Origin of the sequence: Nocardioides hankookensis (assembly GCF_042658885.1) — a bacterium.
GTDB lineage: Bacteria > Actinomycetota > Actinomycetes > Propionibacteriales > Nocardioidaceae > Nocardioides > Nocardioides hankookensis.
In genome coordinates, this window is sequence record NZ_JBHSRJ010000009.1 from 459,089 (window position 1) to 479,294 (window position 20,206).

Annotated in this window: 22 protein-coding genes and 2 tRNA genes; 17 read left to right on the plus strand and 7 right to left on the minus strand. The window is 72.0% G+C overall.

Features of this window, described 5'->3' with window-relative positions; all coding sequences use genetic code 11:
* Nucleotides 1–27 precede the first annotated feature (27 nt).
* Complete coding sequence (locus tag ACFPYL_RS21635; RefSeq protein ID WP_379159381.1) at nucleotides 28–2,406, plus strand: SCO7613 C-terminal domain-containing membrane protein; 2,379 nt, start codon at nucleotides 28–30, stop codon at nucleotides 2,404–2,406.
* A gap of 3 nt (nucleotides 2,407–2,409) precedes the next feature.
* Here the strand turns inward: ACFPYL_RS21635 and ACFPYL_RS21640 are convergent, their stop codons facing one another.
* The 4 genes from ACFPYL_RS21640 to ACFPYL_RS21655 form a co-directional block, all read right to left on the minus strand.
* Nucleotides 2,410–3,066 carry a response regulator transcription factor gene (locus tag ACFPYL_RS21640; RefSeq protein ID WP_379159384.1) on the minus strand — a complete coding sequence of 219 codons (657 nt, stop codon included), beginning with the start codon at nucleotides 3,064–3,066 and terminating at the stop codon, nucleotides 2,410–2,412.
* A gap of 120 nt (nucleotides 3,067–3,186) precedes the next feature.
* Nucleotides 3,187–4,218, minus strand: coding sequence for an adenosine deaminase (locus ACFPYL_RS21645; protein ID WP_379159387.1), 1,032 nt, complete (start codon nucleotides 4,216–4,218; stop codon nucleotides 3,187–3,189).
* A 13-nt stretch (nucleotides 4,219–4,231) separates the two neighbouring features.
* Nucleotides 4,232–4,969, minus strand: coding sequence for a DsbA family protein (locus ACFPYL_RS21650; RefSeq protein ID WP_379159390.1), 738 nt, complete (start codon nucleotides 4,967–4,969; stop codon nucleotides 4,232–4,234).
* A complete protein-coding gene (locus ACFPYL_RS21655; RefSeq protein WP_379159393.1) occupies nucleotides 4,969–5,442 on the minus strand; it encodes a MauE/DoxX family redox-associated membrane protein in 474 nt (157 codons plus the stop codon). The genes ACFPYL_RS21650 and ACFPYL_RS21655 overlap by 1 nt, the downstream gene beginning before the upstream one ends.
* 118 nt (nucleotides 5,443–5,560) lie before the next feature.
* Between ACFPYL_RS21655 and ACFPYL_RS21660 the strand changes: the two genes are divergently transcribed.
* The 3 genes from ACFPYL_RS21660 (at nucleotide 5,561) to ACFPYL_RS21670 (ending at nucleotide 7,674) form a co-directional block, all read left to right on the plus strand.
* Nucleotides 5,561–6,823, plus strand: a complete 1,263-nt coding sequence (locus tag ACFPYL_RS21660) for an OmpA family protein (protein ID WP_379159396.1) — start codon at nucleotides 5,561–5,563, stop codon at nucleotides 6,821–6,823.
* 78 nt (nucleotides 6,824–6,901) lie between these two features.
* Nucleotides 6,902–7,558, plus strand: coding sequence for an oligoribonuclease (gene orn, locus ACFPYL_RS21665; RefSeq protein ID WP_379159399.1), 657 nt, complete (start codon nucleotides 6,902–6,904; stop codon nucleotides 7,556–7,558).
* Nucleotides 7,559–7,598: 40 nt separating this feature from the next.
* Nucleotides 7,599–7,674: transfer RNA gene (locus tag ACFPYL_RS21670), tRNA-His, on the plus strand.
* Nucleotides 7,675–7,717: 43 nt separating this feature from the next.
* Here the strand turns inward: ACFPYL_RS21670 and ACFPYL_RS21675 are convergent.
* Nucleotides 7,718–8,188, minus strand: coding sequence for a hypothetical protein (locus tag ACFPYL_RS21675; protein ID WP_379159402.1), 471 nt, complete (start codon nucleotides 8,186–8,188; stop codon nucleotides 7,718–7,720).
* A gap of 64 nt (nucleotides 8,189–8,252) precedes the next feature.
* Here ACFPYL_RS21675 and ACFPYL_RS21680 point away from each other — a divergent pair, with 64 nt between their 5' ends.
* Complete coding sequence (locus ACFPYL_RS21680) at nucleotides 8,253–9,107, plus strand: bifunctional helix-turn-helix transcriptional regulator/GNAT family N-acetyltransferase (RefSeq protein WP_379159405.1); 855 nt, start codon at nucleotides 8,253–8,255, stop codon at nucleotides 9,105–9,107.
* 1 nt (nucleotide 9,108) lies between these two features.
* On the opposite strand, the gene ACFPYL_RS21685 is transcribed toward ACFPYL_RS21680, so the two are convergent.
* Nucleotides 9,109–11,133 (minus strand): ATP-binding protein, encoded by a 2,025-nt coding sequence (locus ACFPYL_RS21685; RefSeq protein ID WP_379159408.1) that lies wholly within the window; start codon nucleotides 11,131–11,133, stop codon nucleotides 9,109–9,111.
* Between the two features lie 148 nt (nucleotides 11,134–11,281).
* Between ACFPYL_RS21685 and ACFPYL_RS21690 the strand changes: the two genes are divergently transcribed.
* Nucleotides 11,282–12,853 (plus strand): phytoene desaturase family protein, encoded by a 1,572-nt coding sequence (locus ACFPYL_RS21690; protein ID WP_379159411.1) that lies wholly within the window; start codon nucleotides 11,282–11,284, stop codon nucleotides 12,851–12,853.
* A gap of 75 nt (nucleotides 12,854–12,928) precedes the next feature.
* Nucleotides 12,929–13,004, plus strand: a tRNA-Lys gene (locus ACFPYL_RS21695).
* Here ACFPYL_RS21695 and ACFPYL_RS21700 read toward each other — a convergent pair.
* Nucleotides 12,967–13,290 (minus strand): helix-turn-helix domain-containing protein, encoded by a 324-nt coding sequence (locus ACFPYL_RS21700; RefSeq protein WP_379160877.1) that lies wholly within the window; start codon nucleotides 13,288–13,290, stop codon nucleotides 12,967–12,969. The two genes, ACFPYL_RS21695 and ACFPYL_RS21700, sit on opposite strands and share 38 nt — an antisense overlap.
* 123 nt (nucleotides 13,291–13,413) lie before the next feature.
* Between ACFPYL_RS21700 and ACFPYL_RS21705 the strand changes: the two genes are divergently transcribed.
* The 10 genes from ACFPYL_RS21705 (at nucleotide 13,414) to ACFPYL_RS21750 (ending at nucleotide 20,152) form a co-directional block, all read left to right on the plus strand.
* On the plus strand, nucleotides 13,414–13,653 hold the full coding sequence (locus tag ACFPYL_RS21705) for a helix-turn-helix domain-containing protein (protein WP_379159414.1): 240 nt from the start codon (nucleotides 13,414–13,416) through the stop codon (nucleotides 13,651–13,653).
* A 287-nt stretch (nucleotides 13,654–13,940) separates the two neighbouring features.
* A complete protein-coding gene (locus ACFPYL_RS21710) occupies nucleotides 13,941–14,324 on the plus strand; it encodes a hypothetical protein (protein WP_379159417.1) in 384 nt (127 codons plus the stop codon).
* On the plus strand, nucleotides 14,321–14,677 hold the full coding sequence (locus ACFPYL_RS21715; protein ID WP_379159420.1) for a hypothetical protein: 357 nt from the start codon (nucleotides 14,321–14,323) through the stop codon (nucleotides 14,675–14,677). The genes ACFPYL_RS21710 and ACFPYL_RS21715 overlap by 4 nt, the downstream gene beginning before the upstream one ends.
* Nucleotides 14,674–16,143, plus strand: coding sequence for a ParB N-terminal domain-containing protein (locus ACFPYL_RS21720; protein WP_379159423.1), 1,470 nt, complete (start codon nucleotides 14,674–14,676; stop codon nucleotides 16,141–16,143). Before ACFPYL_RS21715 ends, ACFPYL_RS21720 begins: the two co-directional genes overlap by 4 nt.
* On the plus strand, nucleotides 16,143–16,541 hold the full coding sequence (locus ACFPYL_RS21725) for a hypothetical protein (protein ID WP_379159426.1): 399 nt from the start codon (nucleotides 16,143–16,145) through the stop codon (nucleotides 16,539–16,541). Before ACFPYL_RS21720 ends, ACFPYL_RS21725 begins: the two co-directional genes overlap by 1 nt.
* 252 nt (nucleotides 16,542–16,793) lie before the next feature.
* Complete coding sequence (locus ACFPYL_RS21730) at nucleotides 16,794–17,573, plus strand: hypothetical protein (RefSeq protein ID WP_379159429.1); 780 nt, start codon at nucleotides 16,794–16,796, stop codon at nucleotides 17,571–17,573.
* On the plus strand, nucleotides 17,570–18,169 hold the full coding sequence (locus ACFPYL_RS21735; RefSeq protein ID WP_379159432.1) for a DNA translocase FtsK: 600 nt from the start codon (nucleotides 17,570–17,572) through the stop codon (nucleotides 18,167–18,169). Before ACFPYL_RS21730 ends, ACFPYL_RS21735 begins: the two co-directional genes overlap by 4 nt.
* Nucleotides 18,166–18,900, plus strand: coding sequence for a helix-turn-helix domain-containing protein (locus ACFPYL_RS21740; protein WP_379159434.1), 735 nt, complete (start codon nucleotides 18,166–18,168; stop codon nucleotides 18,898–18,900). The genes ACFPYL_RS21735 and ACFPYL_RS21740 overlap by 4 nt, the downstream gene beginning before the upstream one ends.
* Nucleotides 18,897–19,256: a hypothetical protein gene (locus ACFPYL_RS21745; RefSeq protein WP_379159437.1), complete on the plus strand. Its 360-nt coding sequence runs from the start codon at nucleotides 18,897–18,899 to the stop codon at nucleotides 19,254–19,256. Before ACFPYL_RS21740 ends, ACFPYL_RS21745 begins: the two co-directional genes overlap by 4 nt.
* Entirely contained in the window at nucleotides 19,253–20,152 is a 900-nt protein-coding gene (locus ACFPYL_RS21750; RefSeq protein ID WP_379159440.1) for a hypothetical protein, read from the plus strand. Before ACFPYL_RS21745 ends, ACFPYL_RS21750 begins: the two co-directional genes overlap by 4 nt.
* Nucleotides 20,153–20,206: the final 54 nt, after the last annotated feature.

Sequence of the window (20,206 nt, forward strand, 5' to 3'; positions counted from 1 at the left end):
GAGTACGCCGGGTGGGTCAATGACCGCATGCCTCGCTTCGCCGATCCGTTCGTGTGTCCCAGCTGCGGGACCCGACTGCCCGTCCAGGTCTCCCGCTGTCCCGGTTGCGGTCTCGACCTCGGGCACCCGCTGGCCGCCGAGCTGTTCCAGACGCTCACGACCGCCGACGGCCTGCTCACCCAGCTCCAGGCTGCATCCGTCGCGATGCCGGCGGCGGTCGAGCGGACGGCGTACCCCGCACCAGCGGTCCTGCCGCGACAGCCTCGTGGCCTCAGCGGTGCCTCGGTGCCGCGGATCCTGCTCTCGCTCGGTGCCCTGTGCCTCCTGGTCGCGGCCGTCATCTTCCTGGCCGTGGCATGGACCTGGCTCGGCGTCGGCGGTCGTACGGCGGTCCTGGTCGCACTGACCGCGACCAGCGGAGGCCTGGGCGTGGTCCTCGGGAGGCGCGGCCTCCAGGTGGCAGCCGAGTCGCTGATCACCGTCTCGCTCGGGCTCCTGATCCTCGACGTGGTCGGCGCGGACAACGCCGGGTGGCTCGGCGGCCTCGACCCGGCCGCTCTCGTCTCCGTGGCCAGCGCGACCGTCCTCGTCGCCGGGCTCGCTTTGAGCGTGACCACCCGGCTCGTGGCGCCGCAGCTGTTCGCGGCGGTCGTCGTCTCGACCCTCGGTCTCGGGATCGCGGTCACGACCGAACGCCCACAGCTGGTGGCCGCTCTCGTCGCCGTGGCGTACGCCGTCCTCGCCGCCACCACGCGCCGGACCGGGCTGGTCGTCCTCTGGGTGTCGGCGGCGGTCGGCGGCGCGTGGTGGTGGTTCTGGTTCGCCGTGTCCGGGCTGAGCGAGGCGGCAGACCACACCACCTGGGGCGGGCTCTGGCTGGACGGGCACGGCTACCCGTTCCTGGTCGCCGCCCTGCTGCTGCTCCTCCCCCTTCTCGTCGTGCGGACCCAGGACGCACTGGTGCGGGCGCTGATCACCACGTCGATCGCCATGCTGACCTTCCTCGTGGCGCTGCCGGCCCTCGACGAGGGCCCGACGGTGCTCGCCCTCGCGGGCCTGGCCGCCCTCACGGTCTGGACGGTCGTCACGTTGGTGGTGCCGCCGCGGTGGCGGGTCGTCCCCATGGTCTCGATGGCGCTGGGCGCTCTGCCCGTGGCGGCCGTCGTGCTCGTGCTCACGCCCGCTGCCGTCGCCAACGCCCTCGACACCACCTCGCCCTTCGCCGGCACCCTCGACCTCCGGCTGGACGATCCCGTCCTGGACGCCGCGCCCGCCCTGTTGGCCGTGGGAGTCGCGGCGCTGGTCGCGGCTGGGCTGGCGCTCGTGCGACGTACGCCGGGCCACGTGGTCGCCGGCGGCGTGATCGTCGCCGTCGGCATCGTCGGCACCCTCGCCCTCCACCCGGTCCCGCTCTGGGTCGTCACCGCCGCCCTCGCCGCCCTGGGCGCTGCGCTCGTCGGCGTACGGCGTGGACCGGGCGAGACCGGCACCGGCGGAGCGGTCCTGGCGGCCGCCGGCGTCGTCGCGCTGCCGAGCGCCACCCTGACCGCGCTGGTGGCGGCCCTGGTCGTGGGCGCAGCGGTCCTCACCCGTTGGCGCGGGACCTTCGACGGCGCAGCGGAGGCGGGTGGGCTCGTGCTGCCGATGGCCGGCGGCGCCTTCGTCTGGTCCACGCTCGCCGCGCTCGACGTCTCCACCGAGTGGCGCGGGCTCCCGGTGCTGGTCGTCGTCGGGCTGTTGGCGATCGCGATCGCCGCCCCGGAGGTCGAGACCGGCGCCGCGGCGACCGGCTTCCTCGCGGCCTCCGGCGCGGTCGCCGTGGCCGGGGACCAGGCCACCTCGCTGGCCGTCCACCTCACGGTCGCGGGTGCGCTGGTGGTGGCGAGCGCCCTGGTCCACCCCGACCGGCGGATCTTCGCCTGGCCGGGCGGCGCGCTGCTGGCGCTCGCGACCTGGGTCCGGCTGGCCGACCTCGGGGTCGAGGCACCCGAGGCCTACACGCTGCCGATCGCGGGGGCACTGCTCGTCGTGGGTCTGGTGCAGCTGCGCCGCGACCCGACGGTCTCGACCCAGCACGCGCTCGGCCCCGGCCTGGTGCTCGCCACGGTGCCGTCCCTGCTGTGGGTGCTCGTCGAGCCGGTGTCGCCCCGCGCGGTGCTGCTCGGCGGCGCCTGCCTGACGCTCGTGCTGCTCGGCACCCGGCTCCGGTGGAGCGCACCGCTCGTCGTCGGGGCGGCGGTCGGCGGCGTCCTGGTGCTGCGCGAGCTCGCGCCGTACGCCGCGACGGTGCCGCAGTGGGTGCTGATCGGGATCGCCGGCACGCTGCTCACCGTCGTCGGCATCACCTGGGAGAGCCGGCTGCGCGACGTACGCACCACCGCCGGCTACCTGCGCCAGCTGCGTTAGCGCTCAGCGGTGGGAGGGCGGGACCACGCTGCGCATCCGGTCCGGCTCGAAGCCGTGCCGCATCCCCCAGGCGACCGCCTGCGAGCGGCGGGTGACGTCGACCTTGCGGTACGCCGTTCGGATGTAGGTCTTCACCGAGTTGATCGAGAGATAGGTGCGCTCGGCGATCTCCTGGTTGCTCAGGCCCTGGGTGATCAGCGCGAGCACCTCCGCCTCCCGCGCGCTCAGCCCGAACTCCCGACCCGGCCACTCGCCGGAGGCCGAGCGGTCCGCGACATTGCTCTCCGCCGGCGTGACGGTCTCGCCCCGGTGCGCCGCCTCGATGCCCGCGACGACCTGCTCGGCGTCGAGGCCCTTGGAGAGGTAGCCGGCGGCGCCGCGCTCGATGGCGGTGCGCACCAGCTGGTCGTCGACGTTCCAGCTGAAGATGACGACCCGGGCGTCGCCCCCGTGCACGAGGACGTCCAGGTCGACGCCGTCGCCCTGGATGGCCGCGAACGTGTCGTAGAGGATCACGTCGACGTCGCTGATGACCGGCAGGCTCGAGTCCAGCTCGACGATGCTGATGCGGTCGCGATGCGGTGCGAGCATCGCCGCGACGCCGGCAACGACGATCTCGTAGTCGTTCACGACCGCGACCCGGATAGGTCCCTCTCCCATAGCCGGCAACCTTACTTCTGTGACCGGGTCGACACGCGCGTCAATGCGTCGATTCGGGGCCGCCGGGGGATAGAAAGGACACGGCCCCGCTTGGTATGAGCTCGCGGGGCCTCATTCATTTCAGGACGCGCCGGCGGCGTACTCGTCGATCTCGGTCAGGATCCGCTCCTTGACGGCGTCCTCCGCGAACGACGCGCGCACGGCGCTGCGTGCCAGGTCGGCCACGCCCGTCTCGTCGAGGTCGAGGAGGTCGGCGGCGATCTCGTACTCGCGGTTCAGCGTGGTGCCGAACATCGGCGGGTCGTCGGAGTTCACGGTGAAGGTGACGCCCGCGTCGCGGAACGCCCGGATCGGGTGCTCGTCGAGGCTCGCGACCGCGCGGGTCGCGATGTTCGAGGACGGGCAGACCTCGAGCGGGATGCCGGTCTCGGCGAGGTGCGCGAGCAGCTCCGGGTCCTGTGCCGACCACGTGCCGTGGCCGATCCGCTCCGCCCCGAGCAGCCGCAGCGCGTGCCAGACCGTCTCGGGTCCGGTGGTCTCGCCGGCGTGCGGGACGCTGTGCAGCCCGGCGGCGCGGGCCGCGTCGAAGTGCGGCTGGAACTGCGGCCGCGGCACCCCGATCTCGGGCCCTCCCAACCCGAAGCCGACGAGCGCGTCGGTGCGATGGTGGAGCGCGTAGTCGAGGGTGGCGTCGGCCGAGGGCACGCCCGACTCCCCCGGGATGTCGTAGATCCATCGCAGCACGAGCCCGAAGTCGCGCTCGACCGCCACCCGGGCGTCCTCGAGCGCCTCCGTGTAGGCCTCGATCGGCATGCCGAGCTCGGTGCTGTCCGGGCGCACCGAGGTGTACGGCGTGCACGTGAGCTCGGCGTACCGCAGGCCCTGCTCGGTCGCCATCTCGCGGCCGATCTCGTGGGTGAGGTAGCGGATGTCCTCCGGCGTCCGGATCAGGCCGACCACCGCGAGGTAGACCTCGATGAAGTGGCCGAAGTCGCGGAACTCGAAGAAGCGGCGCAGCTCGTCCGGGTCGCTCGGCACCGAGCCCGGGTGGCGCTCCGCGAGCTCGGACACGATCCGAGGCGAGGCGGAGCCGACGTGGTGCACGTGCAGCTCCGCCTTGGGCAGGTGCTGGATGAAGTCCGCGATCGTCACGGGCGGCAGTCTGTCACTGCAGCTGCGAGATCAGGTTCTTCGCGATGTCCTCCTGGGTGCGTCCGTCCTGGAAGACCTCGCCGTTGAGGAGGATCGTCGGCGTGCCCGCTACCCCGGCGGACGCCGCCGCCTGCGTGGCCTTGTCCACCCAGTCCTGGCCCTTGTTGTTCACGATGGCGTCCCGTACGGCGGCGTCGTCGGCGCCCGCCTTGACGGCGAGGTCGGCGAGCTCGTCGTTCTTCGGGAACGGGCCCTTCTCGTCGGGCTGGTTCTCGTAGAGCAGGTCGTGGAACTTCTTGGCGATCTCGGGCCCGGACTTGTCGAGCACGATCGAGAACGCACCGGCCGAGCGGGCCGAGTAGTCGCCGAGGCTGACGAGGAAGTCGAAGGGGCGGTACTCGACCTGCACCTTGCCGTCGGCGGCCAGCTGCGCGAGGTCGTCGCGGCTGGCGGCCTCGAAGTCACCACAGTAGGGGCAGAGGAAGTCCTCGTAGATGACGACCTTGTTGGGCGCGTCGTCCGGTCCGATGGTCAGGCCCAGGTCGCTGCTCGAGCTGGGCGGATCGGCCGTCACGTCCGTCGTGGTGTCGAGGCTGCGCGCGACGAAGTAGCCACCGATCACGATCAGCAGGATGACTCCGACGACGCCGCCGATCATCAGGTTGCGGCGGCGGCGCTCCTCGCGCTGCTGCTCGGCGAGCGCCGCGGCGGCACGGGCGGCGCGGTCGTTGGCGCGGTTCTTCTTCGACATCAGGATCCTTCGGACACAGGCGTACGGCGGAACAGGGCGGAGTCCAGCGAGAGCCGGGTCGACGGCAGCCAGACGAGGAAGAGGGAGGCCCCCAGCAGGGCGACGTCGCGGGCGATCTCCCACGGGTACTGCGAGGCGGCGTCGGGATCGGCACCGCCGCCGCCGAAGCAGCCGCAGTCGATGTTGATCCCGCGCGCCCACACCGAGGCGATGCCGATGATGAAGGCAACGAAGAGGATCGAGGAGATCACCGCGGCACCGCGGGTCAGCAACCCGATCACGAGCATCACGCCGACGACGATCTCGATCACCGGCAGCAGCTGGCCGACCGGGGTCACCAGGCTCGCCGGCAGCAGCTGGTAGGCGCGGACGGCGGCGACGCTCTGCGCCGGGTCGGGCAGCTTCAGGGCCGCCGCGAAGATCCAGACCCCGCCGACGACGACGCGCAGCACGAGGCCGACCCATTCCTTCACGCCTCCGACCCTAGGGGCTGAGGCTGAACCGTGTCTGAGAGGCGAAGGTCCTGCCGAGTCCTCAGTCCGGCGAGGTCGGCGCCGATCTGCAAGACCTACCTATCCAGAGAGAGACTTCATGCTGCGCACCTCCGCGCCCCGGCGTCGCCGCGGGCTCATCCTGCTCGTCCTCACCGCCTTGACCGGGGCGATCCTCGCGCTCACGCCCGCGACCGCCAACGCGATGTGCCGCACCGGCGCCCTCGCCCGCGGCGGCTGCGGCGTCCCGCAGGAGATCGACTTCCCGCCGCTCGCCGACACCCGTGTCGACCACGGCCCGGTCCCGCTGCTCGCCACCGTGTCCACGGCGCCGATCCGCGTCGCCGCCCGGATCCCCACTCCCCCGGGTGTCGTCGTCTACACCAGCACCACCCCGGCCGTCTGCACCATCTCGGGCGCCACGGCCGTCCTCGTGGCACCGGGCACCTGCTCGGTGCAGGCCGACGCACCCGAGGCCGGCTACTACCTGGCCGCGGACCCGGTGACCCGTGCCTTCCAGGTGCTGCCGCTGCCCGAGGTCCCCGCGGCTCCCGCGGCTCCCGCGGCTCCCGCCGGCGAGCGTCCCGTGCTGACCCTGAAGGTCCCGGCCGGCCTGCCTCTCTCGGCCGGTACGACGTCGGCCAGGGCCACGTCCACCGGCGCCGGTGCGATCGCCGTTCGCTCCGTCAGCCCGAAGGTCTGCCGGACCACCGAGGCGGGCGCCGTCCGCCTGACCGGCGCCGGCAGCTGCCGCCTGCACGCGACCCAGGCCGGCGCGGACGCCGTCGCGGCGTCGTTCCCGGTGTGGGGCTTCCCCGCCGTCCCGGCGAAGGCCAAGGCCACCGACCTGCTGACCGTGCTGGGCAAGGGCGAGGCGGCGTACCGCGTCGTCGCGACGCCGGCCGGCGTGTGCCGTGAGGCCGACGGCGAGGTCGCGCTGATCGACGGCGGCGTCTGCCGCATCGAGGTCCGCGACGGCGGTGACGTCGTCCGCACGGACGCCGTGAAGGTCACCGTGCCGGCGAAGCCGGCCGGCACCCGCCGCAGCCTGGACCTGGGCGCGACGATCTACTTCGCGTTCAACTCCGCCCAGCTGACCGCCGACGGTCGCTCCACCCTGCGCAAGGTCGCCCCGATGCTGGCGAAGGCCGACCTGGTGGTCGTCTACGGCCACACCTTCGGGCCGGGCCACAACAGTGCGTCCTCGCGGTCCCTCGCGGCACGCCGCGCCCGGGCCACCGTGGCCTTCCTCGACGGGCTCGGCGTGCGGTCCAAGGTCGTCTCGGAGGTCGCCATGGCGATGCAGCAGCCGGTCAGCAGCACCGCCTGGAAGAACCGTCGCGCCGAGGTCTACTACCGCTAGTCAGCCTCCCCGCGTACGACGTCCGGGAGCCCCGGGGCCGACCGGCCCCCGGGGCTCCTCGGCGTAGGGTGACGTCTCGTGAACGACCGACTCGTCTGGATCGACTGTGAGATGACCGGGCTCGACCTCGGCGCCGACGCGCTCATCGAGGTCGCGGCCCTGGTCACCGACTTCGAGCTCAACGTGCTCGGGCAGGGCATCGACATCATCGTCAAGCCACCGCCCGAGGCGATCGACCAGATGAACGACTTCGTCCGCGACATGCACGAGAAGTCCGGCCTGTCGCGCGAGCTCGACTTCGGGCTCACCCTCGCCGAGGCCGAGGAGCGTGTGCTCGCCTACATCAAGGAGCACTGCCCCGACGGCAGCCGCCCGCCGCTGGCCGGCAACACGGTCGCCACCGACCGGGCCTTCCTGGCGCGCGACATGCCGACGCTGGAGAGCTTCCTCCACTACCGGATCGTCGACGTCTCCTCGATCAAGGAGCTGTCGCGCCGCTGGTTCCCCCGTGCGTACTTCCAGGCGCCCGCGAAGCGCGGCAACCACCGCGCGCTCGCCGACATCCAGGAGAGCATCGAGGAGCTGCGCTACTACCGCGAGGCCGTCTTCGTGCCGTCGCCCGGACCGGAGAGCGACGTGGCCAAGGCCATCGCGCTGCGCCACGGCGGCGCCCTCACCGGCCTCACCGGGGACGAGGGCCCGGCCGCCCAGGTCGATTCCACGAACGGCGAGTAGTTCCCCTACACTTTCTCCTCGGTCCTCCGGGACCGGCTTGGTGGGTATAGCTCAGCTGGTAGAGCGCCGCCTTGTGGTGGCGGATGTCGCGGGTTCGAGTCCCGTTACTCACCCCAGACGACAGCCCCCGACGGTCACGTCGGGGGCTGTCGGCATTTCTCACTCGCCGTACGACGCGCACGCCTTGCCGAGCCGGCGGACGGCGGCATCGAAGGACGTCAGGTCCTGGCTGCTCTCGACGCCCGACTGCACCGCGGCGCGCTGGGTGTCGACCGAGATGCGCACGACGGCGATGTCCGCGGCGAGCATCGGGTCGGCGGTCGCGGCCACGTTCGAGAGCCCGGTGACCAGGTCGGCGGCCTCGGCGACCGGGTCTCCGGTCGTGTTGCCGTGGACGAGCTCGATCGCCCGCGGCACCAGCTGGTCGGGCGGGTGGTAGAGACCCGCGCAGGTCTGCCCCGTGTCCCCCCGAGACGGCGCGGGGCTCGGCGTGGTGGCGGGTGTCGGGCTCGCCGTGACCTCGGAGGTGCCCGAGTCATCGGCGAGGCCAGGGTCGTCGGAGCCGGCACACCCGGCGAGACCGAGCGCGCCGACCAGGACGACGAGGACGGCGGCGAGGGCTGGACGCATGCCTGCACCCTCCCCCACTGCCGTCGTCTCGACACCGCCCCATTCCTCTGACTATGGTCAGAGAATGGACGCCGACGGCGCCGACACCCTGCGCCGCTTCAACCGCACCTACACCCAGCGCATCGGAGTGCTCGACGAGTCGTTCCTCGGCACCGGGCGACCGCTCGGCGTCTCCCGCCTGCTCTTCGAGATCGGCCCGGACGGCGCGGGCGTGCGCGAGCTGCGCGACCGGCTGGGCCTGGACTCGGGCTACCTGACCCGCCTGCTGAAGCGGCTGGGCGAGGAGGGCCTGGTCGAGGTCGCGCCCGACCCGGCCGACGGTCGGCGGCGGGTCGCGACCCTGACCCGGGCGGGGCGCGACTCGTGGCGCGAGCTCGACGACCGCTCCGAGGCGCTGGCCCGGCAGCTGGTGGCGCCGCTGACCGAGCGCCAGCGTGCCCGGCTCGTCGACGCCCTCGCGACCGCCGACCTGCTGGTGCGTGCGGCGACCATCCACCTGCGCGAGGTGGCCCCGAGCGACCCGGCCGCGGTCGACGCGGCGGGCCGCTACTTCGCCGAGCTGGACCGTCGCTTCCCGGACGGCTTCGACCCCGGCGAGCCCGACCACGCCGGCACCTTCCTGGTCGCCACCAGCGGCGGCCGCCCGGTCGCGTACGGCGGGGTCCGCGAGATCGCCCCCGGGACCGGCGAGATCAAGCGGATGTGGGTCCACGAGGACTGGCGCGGCGCCGGGCTGGGGTCACGGATGCTGCGCGAGCTCGAGGCCCTCGCCGTACGCCTCGGCCACGACCGGGTCGTGCTGGACACCAACGGCACGCTCACCGAGGCGATCGAGATGTACGGCCGCGCCGGCTACCACCCGATCGAGCGCTACAACGACAACCCGTACGCCGAGGCGTGGTTCGAGAAGCGGCTCTGAGTCAGACCGCCGGCGCGAGCACCGGCAGGTGGACGCGGAACGTCGTCCCCTCGCCCTGCTCGGAGTCGACGGACATCGACCCGCCGTGCTGCTCGACGATCGCGTGCGCGATCGAGAGTCCCAGGCCGCTGCCGGGGATCGCGCCCTCCTGGGCGAGCGACGAGCGGAAGAAGCGGGCGAAGAGCTGGGACTGCTCGTGCTTCGGGATGCCGATCCCGGTGTCCGTCACCTCGATGACCAGCTCCTCCGGCCCGACCAGCAGGCGGACGGCGACGTGGCCCTCCTCGGGCGTGAACTTCACGGCGTTGCCGACCAGGTTGATGACGACCCGCTCGAGCATGTCGCGGTCGCCGAGGAACGGGACCGGCTCGTCGGGGAGGGCGACCTCGAGCTCCAGCGACCGGCGCTCGAGCGACGGGGCCACGACCGCGCAGGCGGCGGCGATGACCTTGCGCAGGTCGACGATCCGGTCGATCATCCCGAGACCGCCGTCCTGGATCCGGGAGAGGGTCAGCAGGTCGTCGATCAGCGACAGCAGCCGGGAGCTGTTCGCGCCGACCCGGCGGATCGCGTCGAGCTGCTCCTCCTCGAGCCGGCCGTACGCGCCGTCCTCGAGCATCTCGGTGTAGCCGAGGATGCTGGTGATCGGCGTCCGCAGCTCGTGGCTGACGCTGGAGACGAAGGCGTCCTTGACCCGGTCGACCTCGCGCAGCCGCTCGACGGCCTGGCGCTCGGTCTCGAGGGCCTCGACCAGCCGGTTCTCGGCCTCGACCCGCTCGGTGATGTCCTCGGACGTGCTGACGTAGCCGATCACCTCGCCACGGTCGTCGGTGATGCGGTTGAGCGACATGGAGTGGCTGCGCTCCTCGCCGTCCTTGCGGACGAACTTCATGTCGCTCGGCCCCCGGCCGATGAGCGCCGCCGCGACGACCGTGAAGTCGGGGGCCAGTCCGAGCTCGGCCGCCTTCTCCGCGATCCCCGCATCGGTGTGCAGCATCCTCGAGCTCTGGCCGAGCACCTCCTCAGCGGTGTAGCCGAGGAGCCGCTCGGCGCCCGGGTTGAAGAGGGTGATCCGGGCCATCGAGTCGGAGCCGATGATGGCGACACCGGTGGTGCCGTTGACGATGCTCTGGACCCGGTCCCGCTCGGCGGCGACCTGGCGGGCGTTCTCGACCTGCTCGCCGACGCTGAGCACGAAGGGCACGACCACCAGCGCGCAGTCGATGATGAAGACCGAGAGCAGGATGCCCTGCACGTCGGCCGGCAGCCCGTAGCGCTCGGCGACGTGGGCGAACGGTCCGTGCCCGCGGGTCGTCAGGCCGATGGCGAAGCCGAGCGTCACGAAGAGCTGGGCGATCGACTCGTACGCGCCGCTGCGCAGCGCACCCCACGCGAGCACCGGCATGATCATGAAGACCATCGCCGGGAAGTCGTCGAGCAGGAAGACGATCGGCGTGACCGACAGGATCAGCGCCCACTGCGCGGACCTCTCGATCGTCGGCGCCAGGCCGCGGTGCGGGCGCAGCCGGCAGAAGAACGGCGTCACCGCGAGCTGCGACGCGAGGCTCGACGTACCGACGGCCAGGCCGAGCAGCCACGGGTTGCCCCAGCCGGTCGCGACGCTGGTCAGGACCGCGGCGATCGCGACCACGAAGTGCCCGATGGCGGCGGAGCTGATGTAACGAGCGAGGTCGATGTTGGTGTAGAGCGACGGACGGGCCCGGGTGCCCTGGGTCAGGATCCACCACACCACCCACGTCTCGGCGGTGATGCCGAGAGCGAGCCCGAGCGCGACGTCCGCCGGGCGCTCCGTCCAGATCGTCCCGAACGCGATCGCGAAGACCAGCACCAGCACGACCGCCGTGGGCGGCCGCTTCGAGACGAGCAGCGTCGACGAGGCGAGCGCGACCGGCCAGATCCCGATGGCGTCGCCGCCCTCCGGGGCGCCGTACAACGCGAGGGCGCCGAAGACCGCCGTCAGTACGAGCATCCCCGCGGCAGGCAGGAGCGAGGACTTCTGTGCCACTCCCCACCTCCCGAGCCGCCTGCTCTCCCAGGTCACGGCACGCTCATCTTCTCGCGAGTCCAGCAGTCTGGCATGCGACTTGCAGGTTTCTATCGGTGCCCATGGGTCGGGACCCGGTGTGTCGGGAGCCGTGCCCTAGGTTGAGCGGATGACATCGCAACGCTCGTCGTACGACGTCGTCGTGGTCGGAGGCGGCCACAACGGCCTGGTCGCCGCCGCCTACCTGTCCCGCGCGGGACTCTCCGTGCTGGTGCTGGAGCGGCTGTCGCACACCGGCGGAGCCGCGATCTCGGCGCCTGCCTTCTCGGGTCACCCGGCGCGGCTCTCGCGCTACTCCTACCTGGTCTCCCTGCTGCCGCAGCAGCTGGTCGCCGACCTGGAGCTCGACCTGGCCCTGGCGTCGCGCTCGGTGGCGTCGTACACCCCGACGCTGCGCGACGGCGTCCCGGGCGGCCTGCTGGTGGAGCGCCCGGAGGGTCCGCGCACCGAGCAGTCGTTCCGCGACCTCACCGGCGGCGACGACGAGTACGCCGCCTGGCAGCGGTTCTACGGCGACGTGTCCGGCCTGGCCGAGGTCGTCGCCCCCACGCTGCTCGGACCCCTCCCCCTCGAGAAGGACATCCGCGAGCAGGTCGACCCCGACGTCTGGCGCGACCTGGTCGCCCGGCCGCTCGGCGAGACGATCGAGGCGCGCTTCGCCGACGACACGGTCCGCGGCGTGGTCGCGACCGACGCGCTGATCGGCACGTTCGCGTCGATGCGCGACGACTCGCTGCTGCAGAACCGCTGCTTCCTCTACCACCTGATCGGCAACGGCACCGGCGAGTGGCGGGTGCCGATCGGCGGCATGGGCGCGGTCACGGACGCCCTGGCGCGCGCGGCACGGACCGCCGGGGCCGAGATCCTCACCTCGGCCGGCGTGAGCCGCATCGACGCGTCCGACGACGCCGCGGAGATCACCTGGGACGACGGCTCGGGCACGCACCGCGTGACCGCCCGGCACGTGCTCGCCAACGTCGCACCGTGGGTGCTGCGCATCCTGCTCGGCGGACCCGAGGAGCCGGACACGAAGCCGGCCGGCTCGCAGCTGAAGATCAACATGCTGCTCGACCGCCTGCCCCGGCTGCGCTCCGGCCTCGACCCGGAGGTCGCGTTCGCCGGCACCCTGCACCTCGGCGAGGACTACAGCCAGCTGGGGGCGGCGTACGACGACGCGGCCGCCGGCCGGGTCCCCTACGTGCTGCCGGGCGAGATCTACTGCCACTCGCTCACCGACCCGTCGATCCTCGGCGACGCCGCACCGGGCCAGCACACGCTCACCTACTTCGGCGTGCACACGCCCGCCGCCCTCTTCGACCGGCACCCCGAGGAGGCCAAGCGCCTCGCGGTCGCGCGGGCCCTGGAGTCGCTCAACCTGCACCTGGCCGACCCGATCGAGTCCTGCCTGGCCACCGACGCCGAGGGCCGACCGTGCCTGGAGGCCAAGATCCCGCAGGACATCGAGAGCGACCTGGCGATGCCCGGCGGGCACATCTTCCACGGTGACCTGGAGTGGCCGTGGGCGCCCAACCGGACCCGGCTGGACACCCCGGCGCAGCAGTGGGGCGTGCAGACCGACGTCGCCTCGGTGCTCGTCTGCGGCTCCGGGTCGCGGCGCGGCGGTGCGGTCTCGGGGCTCGGTGGGCACAGCGCCGCGCAGGCCGTGCTGGCCTCCCTCTGACCCGATCCGTGGGAGTGCCCCCTCGATTTTTCTCGCTGGTCCCCCGCTGGTATCGTTCACGTCGCTTCACCACGCGCGGCATTAGCTCAATTGGCAGAGCAGCTGACTCTTAATCAGCGGGTTCGGGGTTCGAGTCCCTGATGCCGTACCACCACCTCGGAAGCCGCCTCCTCAAGGGGGCGGCTTCTGTCGTCTGTGAAGCCCATCAGGTAGGCGACGGAGACGCCGAGCACCGACGCGAAGATCGGCAGCTCGTCGACGGGGACCGGCTTGACGCCGGTCTCGCGCTCGGACATCGCGGCACGCGACAGGCCGAGACCGGTGCGGATCGCCAGCGCGTTCTGACTGAGGCCGAGCTCGGCGCGCAGCCCTCGGATTCGCCGGCCGGCGATGCTGCTGAGCAGCGCTGCGCCCTGCTCCTGGGGTGAGGTAGTCATAGCCCGCAGGTTACCGGATATTCCAGCACTTCGGGAGTCCTTCCAGCACCACGTAGTCGAAGCGCGACACGCCGACGCGAACCGTCCCACACTGTGCTGGATTTTCCTACAACACTCCGGACCGTGCTACAGATCACCGACCAGGCGACGATCGCCGAGAACGTCCGGGCCCTCAAGGGCCGCCGGCGTGTCTCCGACGCCGAGATCGCAGAGGGCACCGGTCTCAGCCGGTCCGCCGTCAACGACCGGCTGAACAACCGAGCGAAGTTCCAGCTCGACGACCTCCGGGCCTTCGCGACCTTCTTCGAGGTCACGCTCGAGCAGCTGCTCGAGCCCACCCCCACCGCCGCCACCGGCACCTAGGACACCGGTGCGCGGCGTGTCTCCCCCGTCGCGTCGCGCACCGGTCACACGACCGCCTGTCGGTCCTTCCCCTACCGACAGTCCGGCCACCAGCCGCCGACCCGACCCGCGAGAGGAGCACCCGATGACGCCGACCCGTTCCCCCGGCGCCGCGGTCCTTCCCCCTCTCGCGGGCCGGGCCGGCACAGCCGACGGGACTCCCGTCCTCCCTCACCGGGCGCCGAACATCGTCCGCCTCCGGGAGTCCCGCCGGCTGCTCCACCGCCACTGACCAGCAGGAGCCCACCGTGACCACCACCCCGAAGCACCGGCGCGACGTCGTCGATATGCCGGCACTCATCGAGCTCGACCAGCTGCAGCGCGACCACGAGATCTCGGTCAGCCGCTCCGGCCCGTTTCAGCACGTCCACACCACGCACCGCCGCACCGGCGAGCACGACGGCCAGGTCCTCATGGTCCTCTCGCCCGCGGCCGCCAACACCCTCGGCATGGCGCTCGCCCGGTTCACGTCGATGTACGGCGGCGGCCCGATGGTCGGCCTCGAGGACTACGACCCGTCTCTGTGGCAGGACGTCGCGATGGACCTGCTGCGCCACAAGGCCCACGCCGGCCACGTCCCCGAGCCCCACCAGCCCACCGCGGGCGGCCGTCACATGCGAGCCGTCCGATGACGACCACCGAGGCACCGGAGGTCGTGACCGTGCGCGAGGCGCTCGACGCCGCCCGGGCCGCCCGCGACCAGGGCATCGCGCACGCCGAGCTCGCCGGGTCCGACTGGGACAAGGCGCTCATCGACCAGGCGATCGCCGCGTTCGCCGGCACCGGCGTCCCGTTCTCGGCCAACGACCTGCGGCCGCTGCTCCCCGACGTCCGCACGTCGCTCATGGGCTCCCGGTTCATCGCCGCCGCGCACCACGGCGTGATCCAGAAGCTCGGCGGCACGACGTCGACGAAGAAGAACACCCACTTCAAGCCCGTCGGGCTCTGGCTCGGCGTCCCGTCCACCGAGGAGCCCACCGCATGACCACCAAGACCGCGACCACCAGCAGCATCTACAAGTCCGGGCAGAGCTACCACGTCCCGCCCGGCCAGCTCGTCCTCGAGCGCAACATCCGCGAGGCCAAGCCCGACGCCGAGCTGCTCGCGTCCGTGAAGACCCTGGGCGTGCTGCAGCCGATCACCGCGGTGATCGGCAACGACGGCCGGCTCATCGTGCGACTCGGCCACCGCCGCACCCTCGCCGCCCTCGAGACCAAGCGCCCCACGGTCCCGGTGTACGTCGTCGACGTCGACGACACCACCGACGCCGGCGAGATCTCCCGCGTCATCGCCCAGCACGACGAGAACACCCAGCGCGCCGGCCTCACCGCCGGCGACGAGCTCCACGTCGTCGAGCAGCTCGCCGCGTTCGGCCTCACCGCCGACCAGATGGTCGACCAGGCCCGGCTCGGCAAGGACCAGGTCGACACCGCGCTCCGGGTCTCGGCGTCGAAGGTCGCAGCGAAGGCCGCGGCGAAGTACTCCGACGTCACCCTCGAGCAGATGGCCACGGTCGCCGAGTTCGAGGACGACGACGAGACCGTCAAGGCCCTGGTCGTCGCCGCGGTGCAGGAGCCCGAGACCTTCGAGCACCTCGCCCAGCGTGCCCGCGACGACCGGATCCGCAACGCTCGCCGTGACCAGCTGCTCGCCGAGCTCGAGACCGCGGGCGTGAAGGTCATCGAGCAGCCCGACCACGGGCCGGAGGTCACTCCGATGCACCGTCTCCGCACCGAGGCGGGCAAGGAGGTGAAGGAAGCGGCGCACGCCAAGTGCCCGGGCCTGGTCGCCTGGTTCAGGGACGTCTTCGAGTGGGTCGACCCCGACGGCAACCCGGCCGAGGCCGACACCCCCGGGCGTCGCAACCTGCAGATGCCGACGATCACCTACGGGTGCAAGAACGCCAGGAAGCACGGCCACGTCGACTCCTGGTACTCGAGCAGCGGTGGGGGCAAGCCCGCGGCCGCCGACATGTCCGACAAGGAGCGCGAGAAGGCCTCGAAGCAGCGGCGCCTGGTCATCGACAACAACCAGGCCTGGGACGCCGCCACCGTGGTGCGCCGTCAGTGGCTCAAGACCCTCGCCAGCAACCGGTCCGCCCCGAAGGGGTCCGCGGCCTTCCTGGCGACCGCGCTGGTGTCTGACCAGGGCGTCATCACCCACTACAAGGCAGCGGACACCACACGCGAGGTCTTCGGGATCAAGAACACCGGCTACCGCTCGATCGAGGCCCACATCCTCAAGGAGCTCAAGAACGCCACCGAGGGCCGGGCCCTCGTCCTCGCGCTGCTCCCGGTGCTCGGCGCCTACGAGTCGATGGCCGATCGGTCCGCGTGGCGCCAGGACGGCACCCAGTCGCACGCCGGCCGCTACCTCCGGTTCCTCGAGTCGGCCGGCTACCCGCTGTCCGACGTCGAGAAGTTCGCGATCTCCTCGAAGAGGGTCAGCTGATGCGCGGCGGCGAGGTCTGGCTGGTGCTACTGCTCTCCGCGATGGGCGTGCTCGGCCTCGCACTGTGCCTCACGCCGGCGACGTACTGGCTGACCACGCTGCGCGAGCGGATCCACAACGGGCACCAGGCCGAGCTCGAGGCCGACGCCGCCGCGTTCGGTGAGCCGACCCGCGAGCAGGTCGAGATCCGCACCGACGACGACGCCCGGCTGTTCGGTGACGGACGGGCCTACTTCGACAGCGTCCGGTTCGAGGCCGAGGTTCTCGCCGACCTGGCCGACTACCACGCATCGAAGATCCGCCTGCCGGCGGGCCAGCGGGCGACGTTCGATCGCCGGCCCTACGGACTGATCGGGTCCAACGACACCGACCACGACGACCGAGGCAACCCGCTGTGACGTACAGCGCGGCCGCCGAGGCGCTGCTCCTCGCACCCGACCATGAACCCGGCTCGGCTGACCGGGTCGCGTCGATCGTGCGGCGCTGGCATCTCGACGCGCACAGCGCCATCCCGTGGCCGACGTGCCACCTGCAGCCCTGCGACGCGGTCCGCCGCGAGCAGCACCACGAGAACCCGCCGGCGCAGGACCAGCGGACCACCCCGCTGCAGCTCGCGTCCCGCAACGCCTCACGAAGAAGGGACGCCCCTGATGCGTTTCGATGGACCCCTGCTCGCCCGCGCCTGGCTCAGTGTGGCCGCGGCCGCGGAGCAGAAGCTCAAGCTGCAGGCCCAGCTCTACAAGGCCGTCACGATCGAGGAGTACTCCGACGGCGTGCGCCTGGTCGCGACGGACCGCACCGTGCTCCTCACGGCGTGGGTGCCCGACCTCGACTCCTACTACGACGGCACCGAGCCCGAGCCGGAGATCGCGCCCGAGCGGGTCACTGTCGCGGCCGACGTCGACGGCCGCGCCAGGTCGATGCTCGGCCACATCCTGTCGCTGGCCAACCGGATCGGTGAGGACGAGTACACGCCCGGCGAGGTCCGCGTCGACGTCGACTTCGACGTCCGCGTGCCGGCCGGCACCGGCGGCGCCCAGGCCGTGCTCGAGGGGATGGACCCGACCTACGTGGTGCTCGCGTCCCCCGACGTCGAGAAGGTCTACGTCCCGGCGGTCGACGGCGGCCGCGGCGTCGACTGGCGCACCGCGCTGGGCTCTCACACCGCGAAGAGCACCAGCACCGCCCGGTACGACCCCGAGCTGCTCGAGCGGCTCTGCAAGGTCCGGTCGCACGCCGGCGGGCCGCTGCAGCTGGGTTTCGGAGGGAAGGGCGGCACGACCCGCGTCTACTTCGTGAACTCCGACCCGCTGGTCCACGGGCTGCTGATGCCGGCCCGCGACGACAGCGGCGAGTGCCGTACCTGCGCTGAGGGCGCCCCGTGCCTGCGCCACGGCGCCGGCGTCGCCGTCGTCGGGGACGAGCCGTGACGGCCCCCGGCCTCGTGCTCTACAGGCGTCACCAGCGCGCCGCGGCAGAGCTCGTCATCACCACCCAGCACGGTTCTGCCGGGATGCTCCGCCGCCAGCTCAACGTCCCGTGGTCGCGCGCGCAGCGGCTCATGGCCGACCTCGAGGAGCAGGGCATCGTCGGCCCGCTGCAGCCAGACGCCGGCCGCGCTCGCAACGTGCTGGTCCCGTTCCCGGGCGTCCCTGAGCTCCGTCGGCTGATCGACGCCGCGTTCCCCCAGCCTCGGAGATCACTGATGGGCCGCCGGCGTCGCAGGAGCACCGGCCCGCCGCGCTGCGGCACCTGCCAGGCCCCGATCGTGTGGCTGCTGCTGCGCGGCACCAGCTGGCGCACGTTCGAGCCGCGGCCGGTCGACGGCCGCACCCACGTCGGCGGCCGCGCGCACCCAGTCGAGGGCAAGTACGCCTGGCCGTCGCTGCGCGAGTGCACCGAGGACCTCATGGTCCGCCGCGAGATCACCAGCACCGAGGCCCAGGCCGAGGCCTACGACATGCCCTGGTACGTGCAGCACGACTGCCCCACCACCGACACCGAGACCGAGGAGAGCAACGAGTGAGCATCGAGGCGATGACGTGGGCGCTGGGCGCCGACGTGGGGGACGCCGCCAGGAAGCTGGTGCTGGTCGGCCAGGCGAACCACGCCCACAAGGACGGCACGACGTCGTGGGCGTCGAAGGAGACGCTCGCGGAGTACGTGAACTGCGACCCGCGCACCATCCAGCGCCACCTCAAGCGCCTCCGGGCCGAGGGCTGGATCCGGCCCGGCGACCAGGCCTCCGTCGCACACATCCGGGCTGATCGCCGGCCCGTGGTCTACGACCTCGCGATGTCCGAGACGGTCCGCCTCGAGTGGAAAGCGGCCTACCTGGCCGAGCAGGAGCGGGGAGTCAACCTGTCTCCCCGTCCGGCCGTCACGGGGAGTCAACCTGTCTCCCCGTCGGATGGTCACGGGGAGACACACGGGGAGACACCCAGGACCTCACGGGGAGACAAGGCTCTGTCTCCCGAACCGTCTAGAACCCAGGAACCTCCCCCCAACCCCCCGCTGAGCGGGGGGCGCAGCTGCAGCCGACACAAGACCGCGCCCGGCGACTGCTGCCGTGCCTGCGGCACGACACCGCGCCAGATCGAGACCGACCGCCAGCGTCTGCTCGCCCAGTCACGCCGTGCTCAGGAGCAAGCCGCGGCGGCCGCCGAGCGCGAGCGCGCGGCCGCCGCGGTGCCGCTGCCCGCCGACCTCAAGGCCCAGACCCGCGACCAGATCCGCGCCAACCGGAGGACCGCGTGAGCAACCGCCGCAGGATCAAGACACCCACCGCCGGACCCGGACAGTCCTACGCCTCGCAGATCGCGATCGTGAAGGACCGCACCAAGAACGACGGCGGCACGATCGAGGGCGCACGCAAGGCCTCCCACGACACGCTGATCGTCAAGCTAGGGGCCCTTCGTCGCTCCGGGGTCTGGTGGACCGAGTACTACGCCGGCGAGGCCCAGAACGTCATCACCCAGCTCCACGAGGACATCCCGAGCACCCCACAGATCGAGGCGTCGGTCGCGCAGATGCGCGAGCTGATGTCCAACCCCCGGGCCGTGCTCGTCGTCGCCTGGGCGATCGCAGCCACGCCAGGTGGTCAGGCGCTGTGACCATCCCACTCGAGCACGTCGAAGTACTCCGCGACGAGATCTCCTCCAAACTCACCGAGCTGGGCATGCTGCTCGACCTCGTCCGCGACCTGGTCGACGCCCCACAGCGCAGCCTCCTCGGCTTCCTCCCACCCGAGACCCAGAAGGCCGTCGACGAGCTCGTCGCCGACGAACGCCGTGCCCGCCGCTCCCACATCCACGACGGCACCGGTGACGACGTCGGCCTCAAGTTCCTCAACGCCGACTACCCCGTCCGCGGGATCGCCTCCCCCGCACCGCTCTCGCTGTCGCCGGCGTCCTTCGAGGCCTACGCCTGGGCGACCCTGCAGCACCAGGTCAAGCTCACCGGCTACCACCTACAGCGCCGCGACCAGATCGCCGACGCCCGCGGCTGGTGCGACTGGCCCCGACCCGCCCGCGAGCTCCCGCTCACCATCGACGACGACGGCGAGCTCCACGTCCCCGGCGCTGTCGAGCTCGCAGCACACCTGCGGATCCTGTGCTGGGAGATCCGCCGCACCACCCTCCTCGAGGACACCCTCCGCGAGATCAAGCACCTCACCGAGACCGCCGAGAACGTCGTGGACGGCGCCGGCCGCACCCTGCTCGGCGAATGCCCCCACTGCCACCTCGAGACGCTCGTCGTGTACTTCCGCGGCGACCAGGACACCCCCGGTGCGATGTTCGTCCGCTGCGGCAAGAGCCCCAAGAGCGGCCACTACGAGCTCTGCAGGTGCGAGTCCGCCTGGTGCCCCTGCAAGGACAAGCCCGTCACCCACCGACACACCTGGTGGCGCAACCCACGCGAAGCACCCGACCCCCGCATCGCCCACGACTGGCACGACCTCGCCAGCCGACTCAACATCCAACGCGCAACGAAGGAGCCCACCCCATGAACGACGAGATCACCTACCCGCCCGGCGAGAGATTCACGCCACCCGCGAGGACGC

What these genes read in the sequence shown, in the direction of transcription:
- ACFPYL_RS21690 (WP_379159411.1), top strand. Translation starts at nt 11,282, where the DNA reads ATGACATCGCAACGCTCGTCGTACGACGTCGTCGTGGTCGGAGGCGGC.
- ACFPYL_RS21675 (WP_379159402.1), bottom strand. Translation starts at nt 8,188, where the DNA reads ATGCGTCCAGCCCTCGCCGCCGTCCTCGTCGTCCTGGTCGGCGCGCTC.
- ACFPYL_RS21700 (WP_379160877.1), bottom strand. Translation starts at nt 13,290, where the DNA reads ATGACTACCTCACCCCAGGAGCAGGGCGCAGCGCTGCTCAGCAGCATC.
- ACFPYL_RS21725 (WP_379159426.1), top strand. Translation starts at nt 16,143, where the DNA reads ATGCGCGGCGGCGAGGTCTGGCTGGTGCTACTGCTCTCCGCGATGGGC.
- ACFPYL_RS21730 (WP_379159429.1), top strand. Translation starts at nt 16,794, where the DNA reads ATGCGTTTCGATGGACCCCTGCTCGCCCGCGCCTGGCTCAGTGTGGCC.
- ACFPYL_RS21720 (WP_379159423.1), top strand. Translation starts at nt 14,674, where the DNA reads ATGACCACCAAGACCGCGACCACCAGCAGCATCTACAAGTCCGGGCAG.
- ACFPYL_RS21660 (WP_379159396.1), top strand. Translation starts at nt 5,561, where the DNA reads ATGCTGCGCACCTCCGCGCCCCGGCGTCGCCGCGGGCTCATCCTGCTC.
- ACFPYL_RS21715 (WP_379159420.1), top strand. Translation starts at nt 14,321, where the DNA reads ATGACGACCACCGAGGCACCGGAGGTCGTGACCGTGCGCGAGGCGCTC.
- ACFPYL_RS21640 (WP_379159384.1), bottom strand. Translation starts at nt 3,066, where the DNA reads ATGGGAGAGGGACCTATCCGGGTCGCGGTCGTGAACGACTACGAGATC.
- ACFPYL_RS21680 (WP_379159405.1), top strand. Translation starts at nt 8,253, where the DNA reads ATGGACGCCGACGGCGCCGACACCCTGCGCCGCTTCAACCGCACCTAC.
- ACFPYL_RS21650 (WP_379159390.1), bottom strand. Translation starts at nt 4,969, where the DNA reads ATGTCGAAGAAGAACCGCGCCAACGACCGCGCCGCCCGTGCCGCCGCG.
- ACFPYL_RS21635 (WP_379159381.1), top strand. Translation starts at nt 28, where the DNA reads ATGCCTCGCTTCGCCGATCCGTTCGTGTGTCCCAGCTGCGGGACCCGA.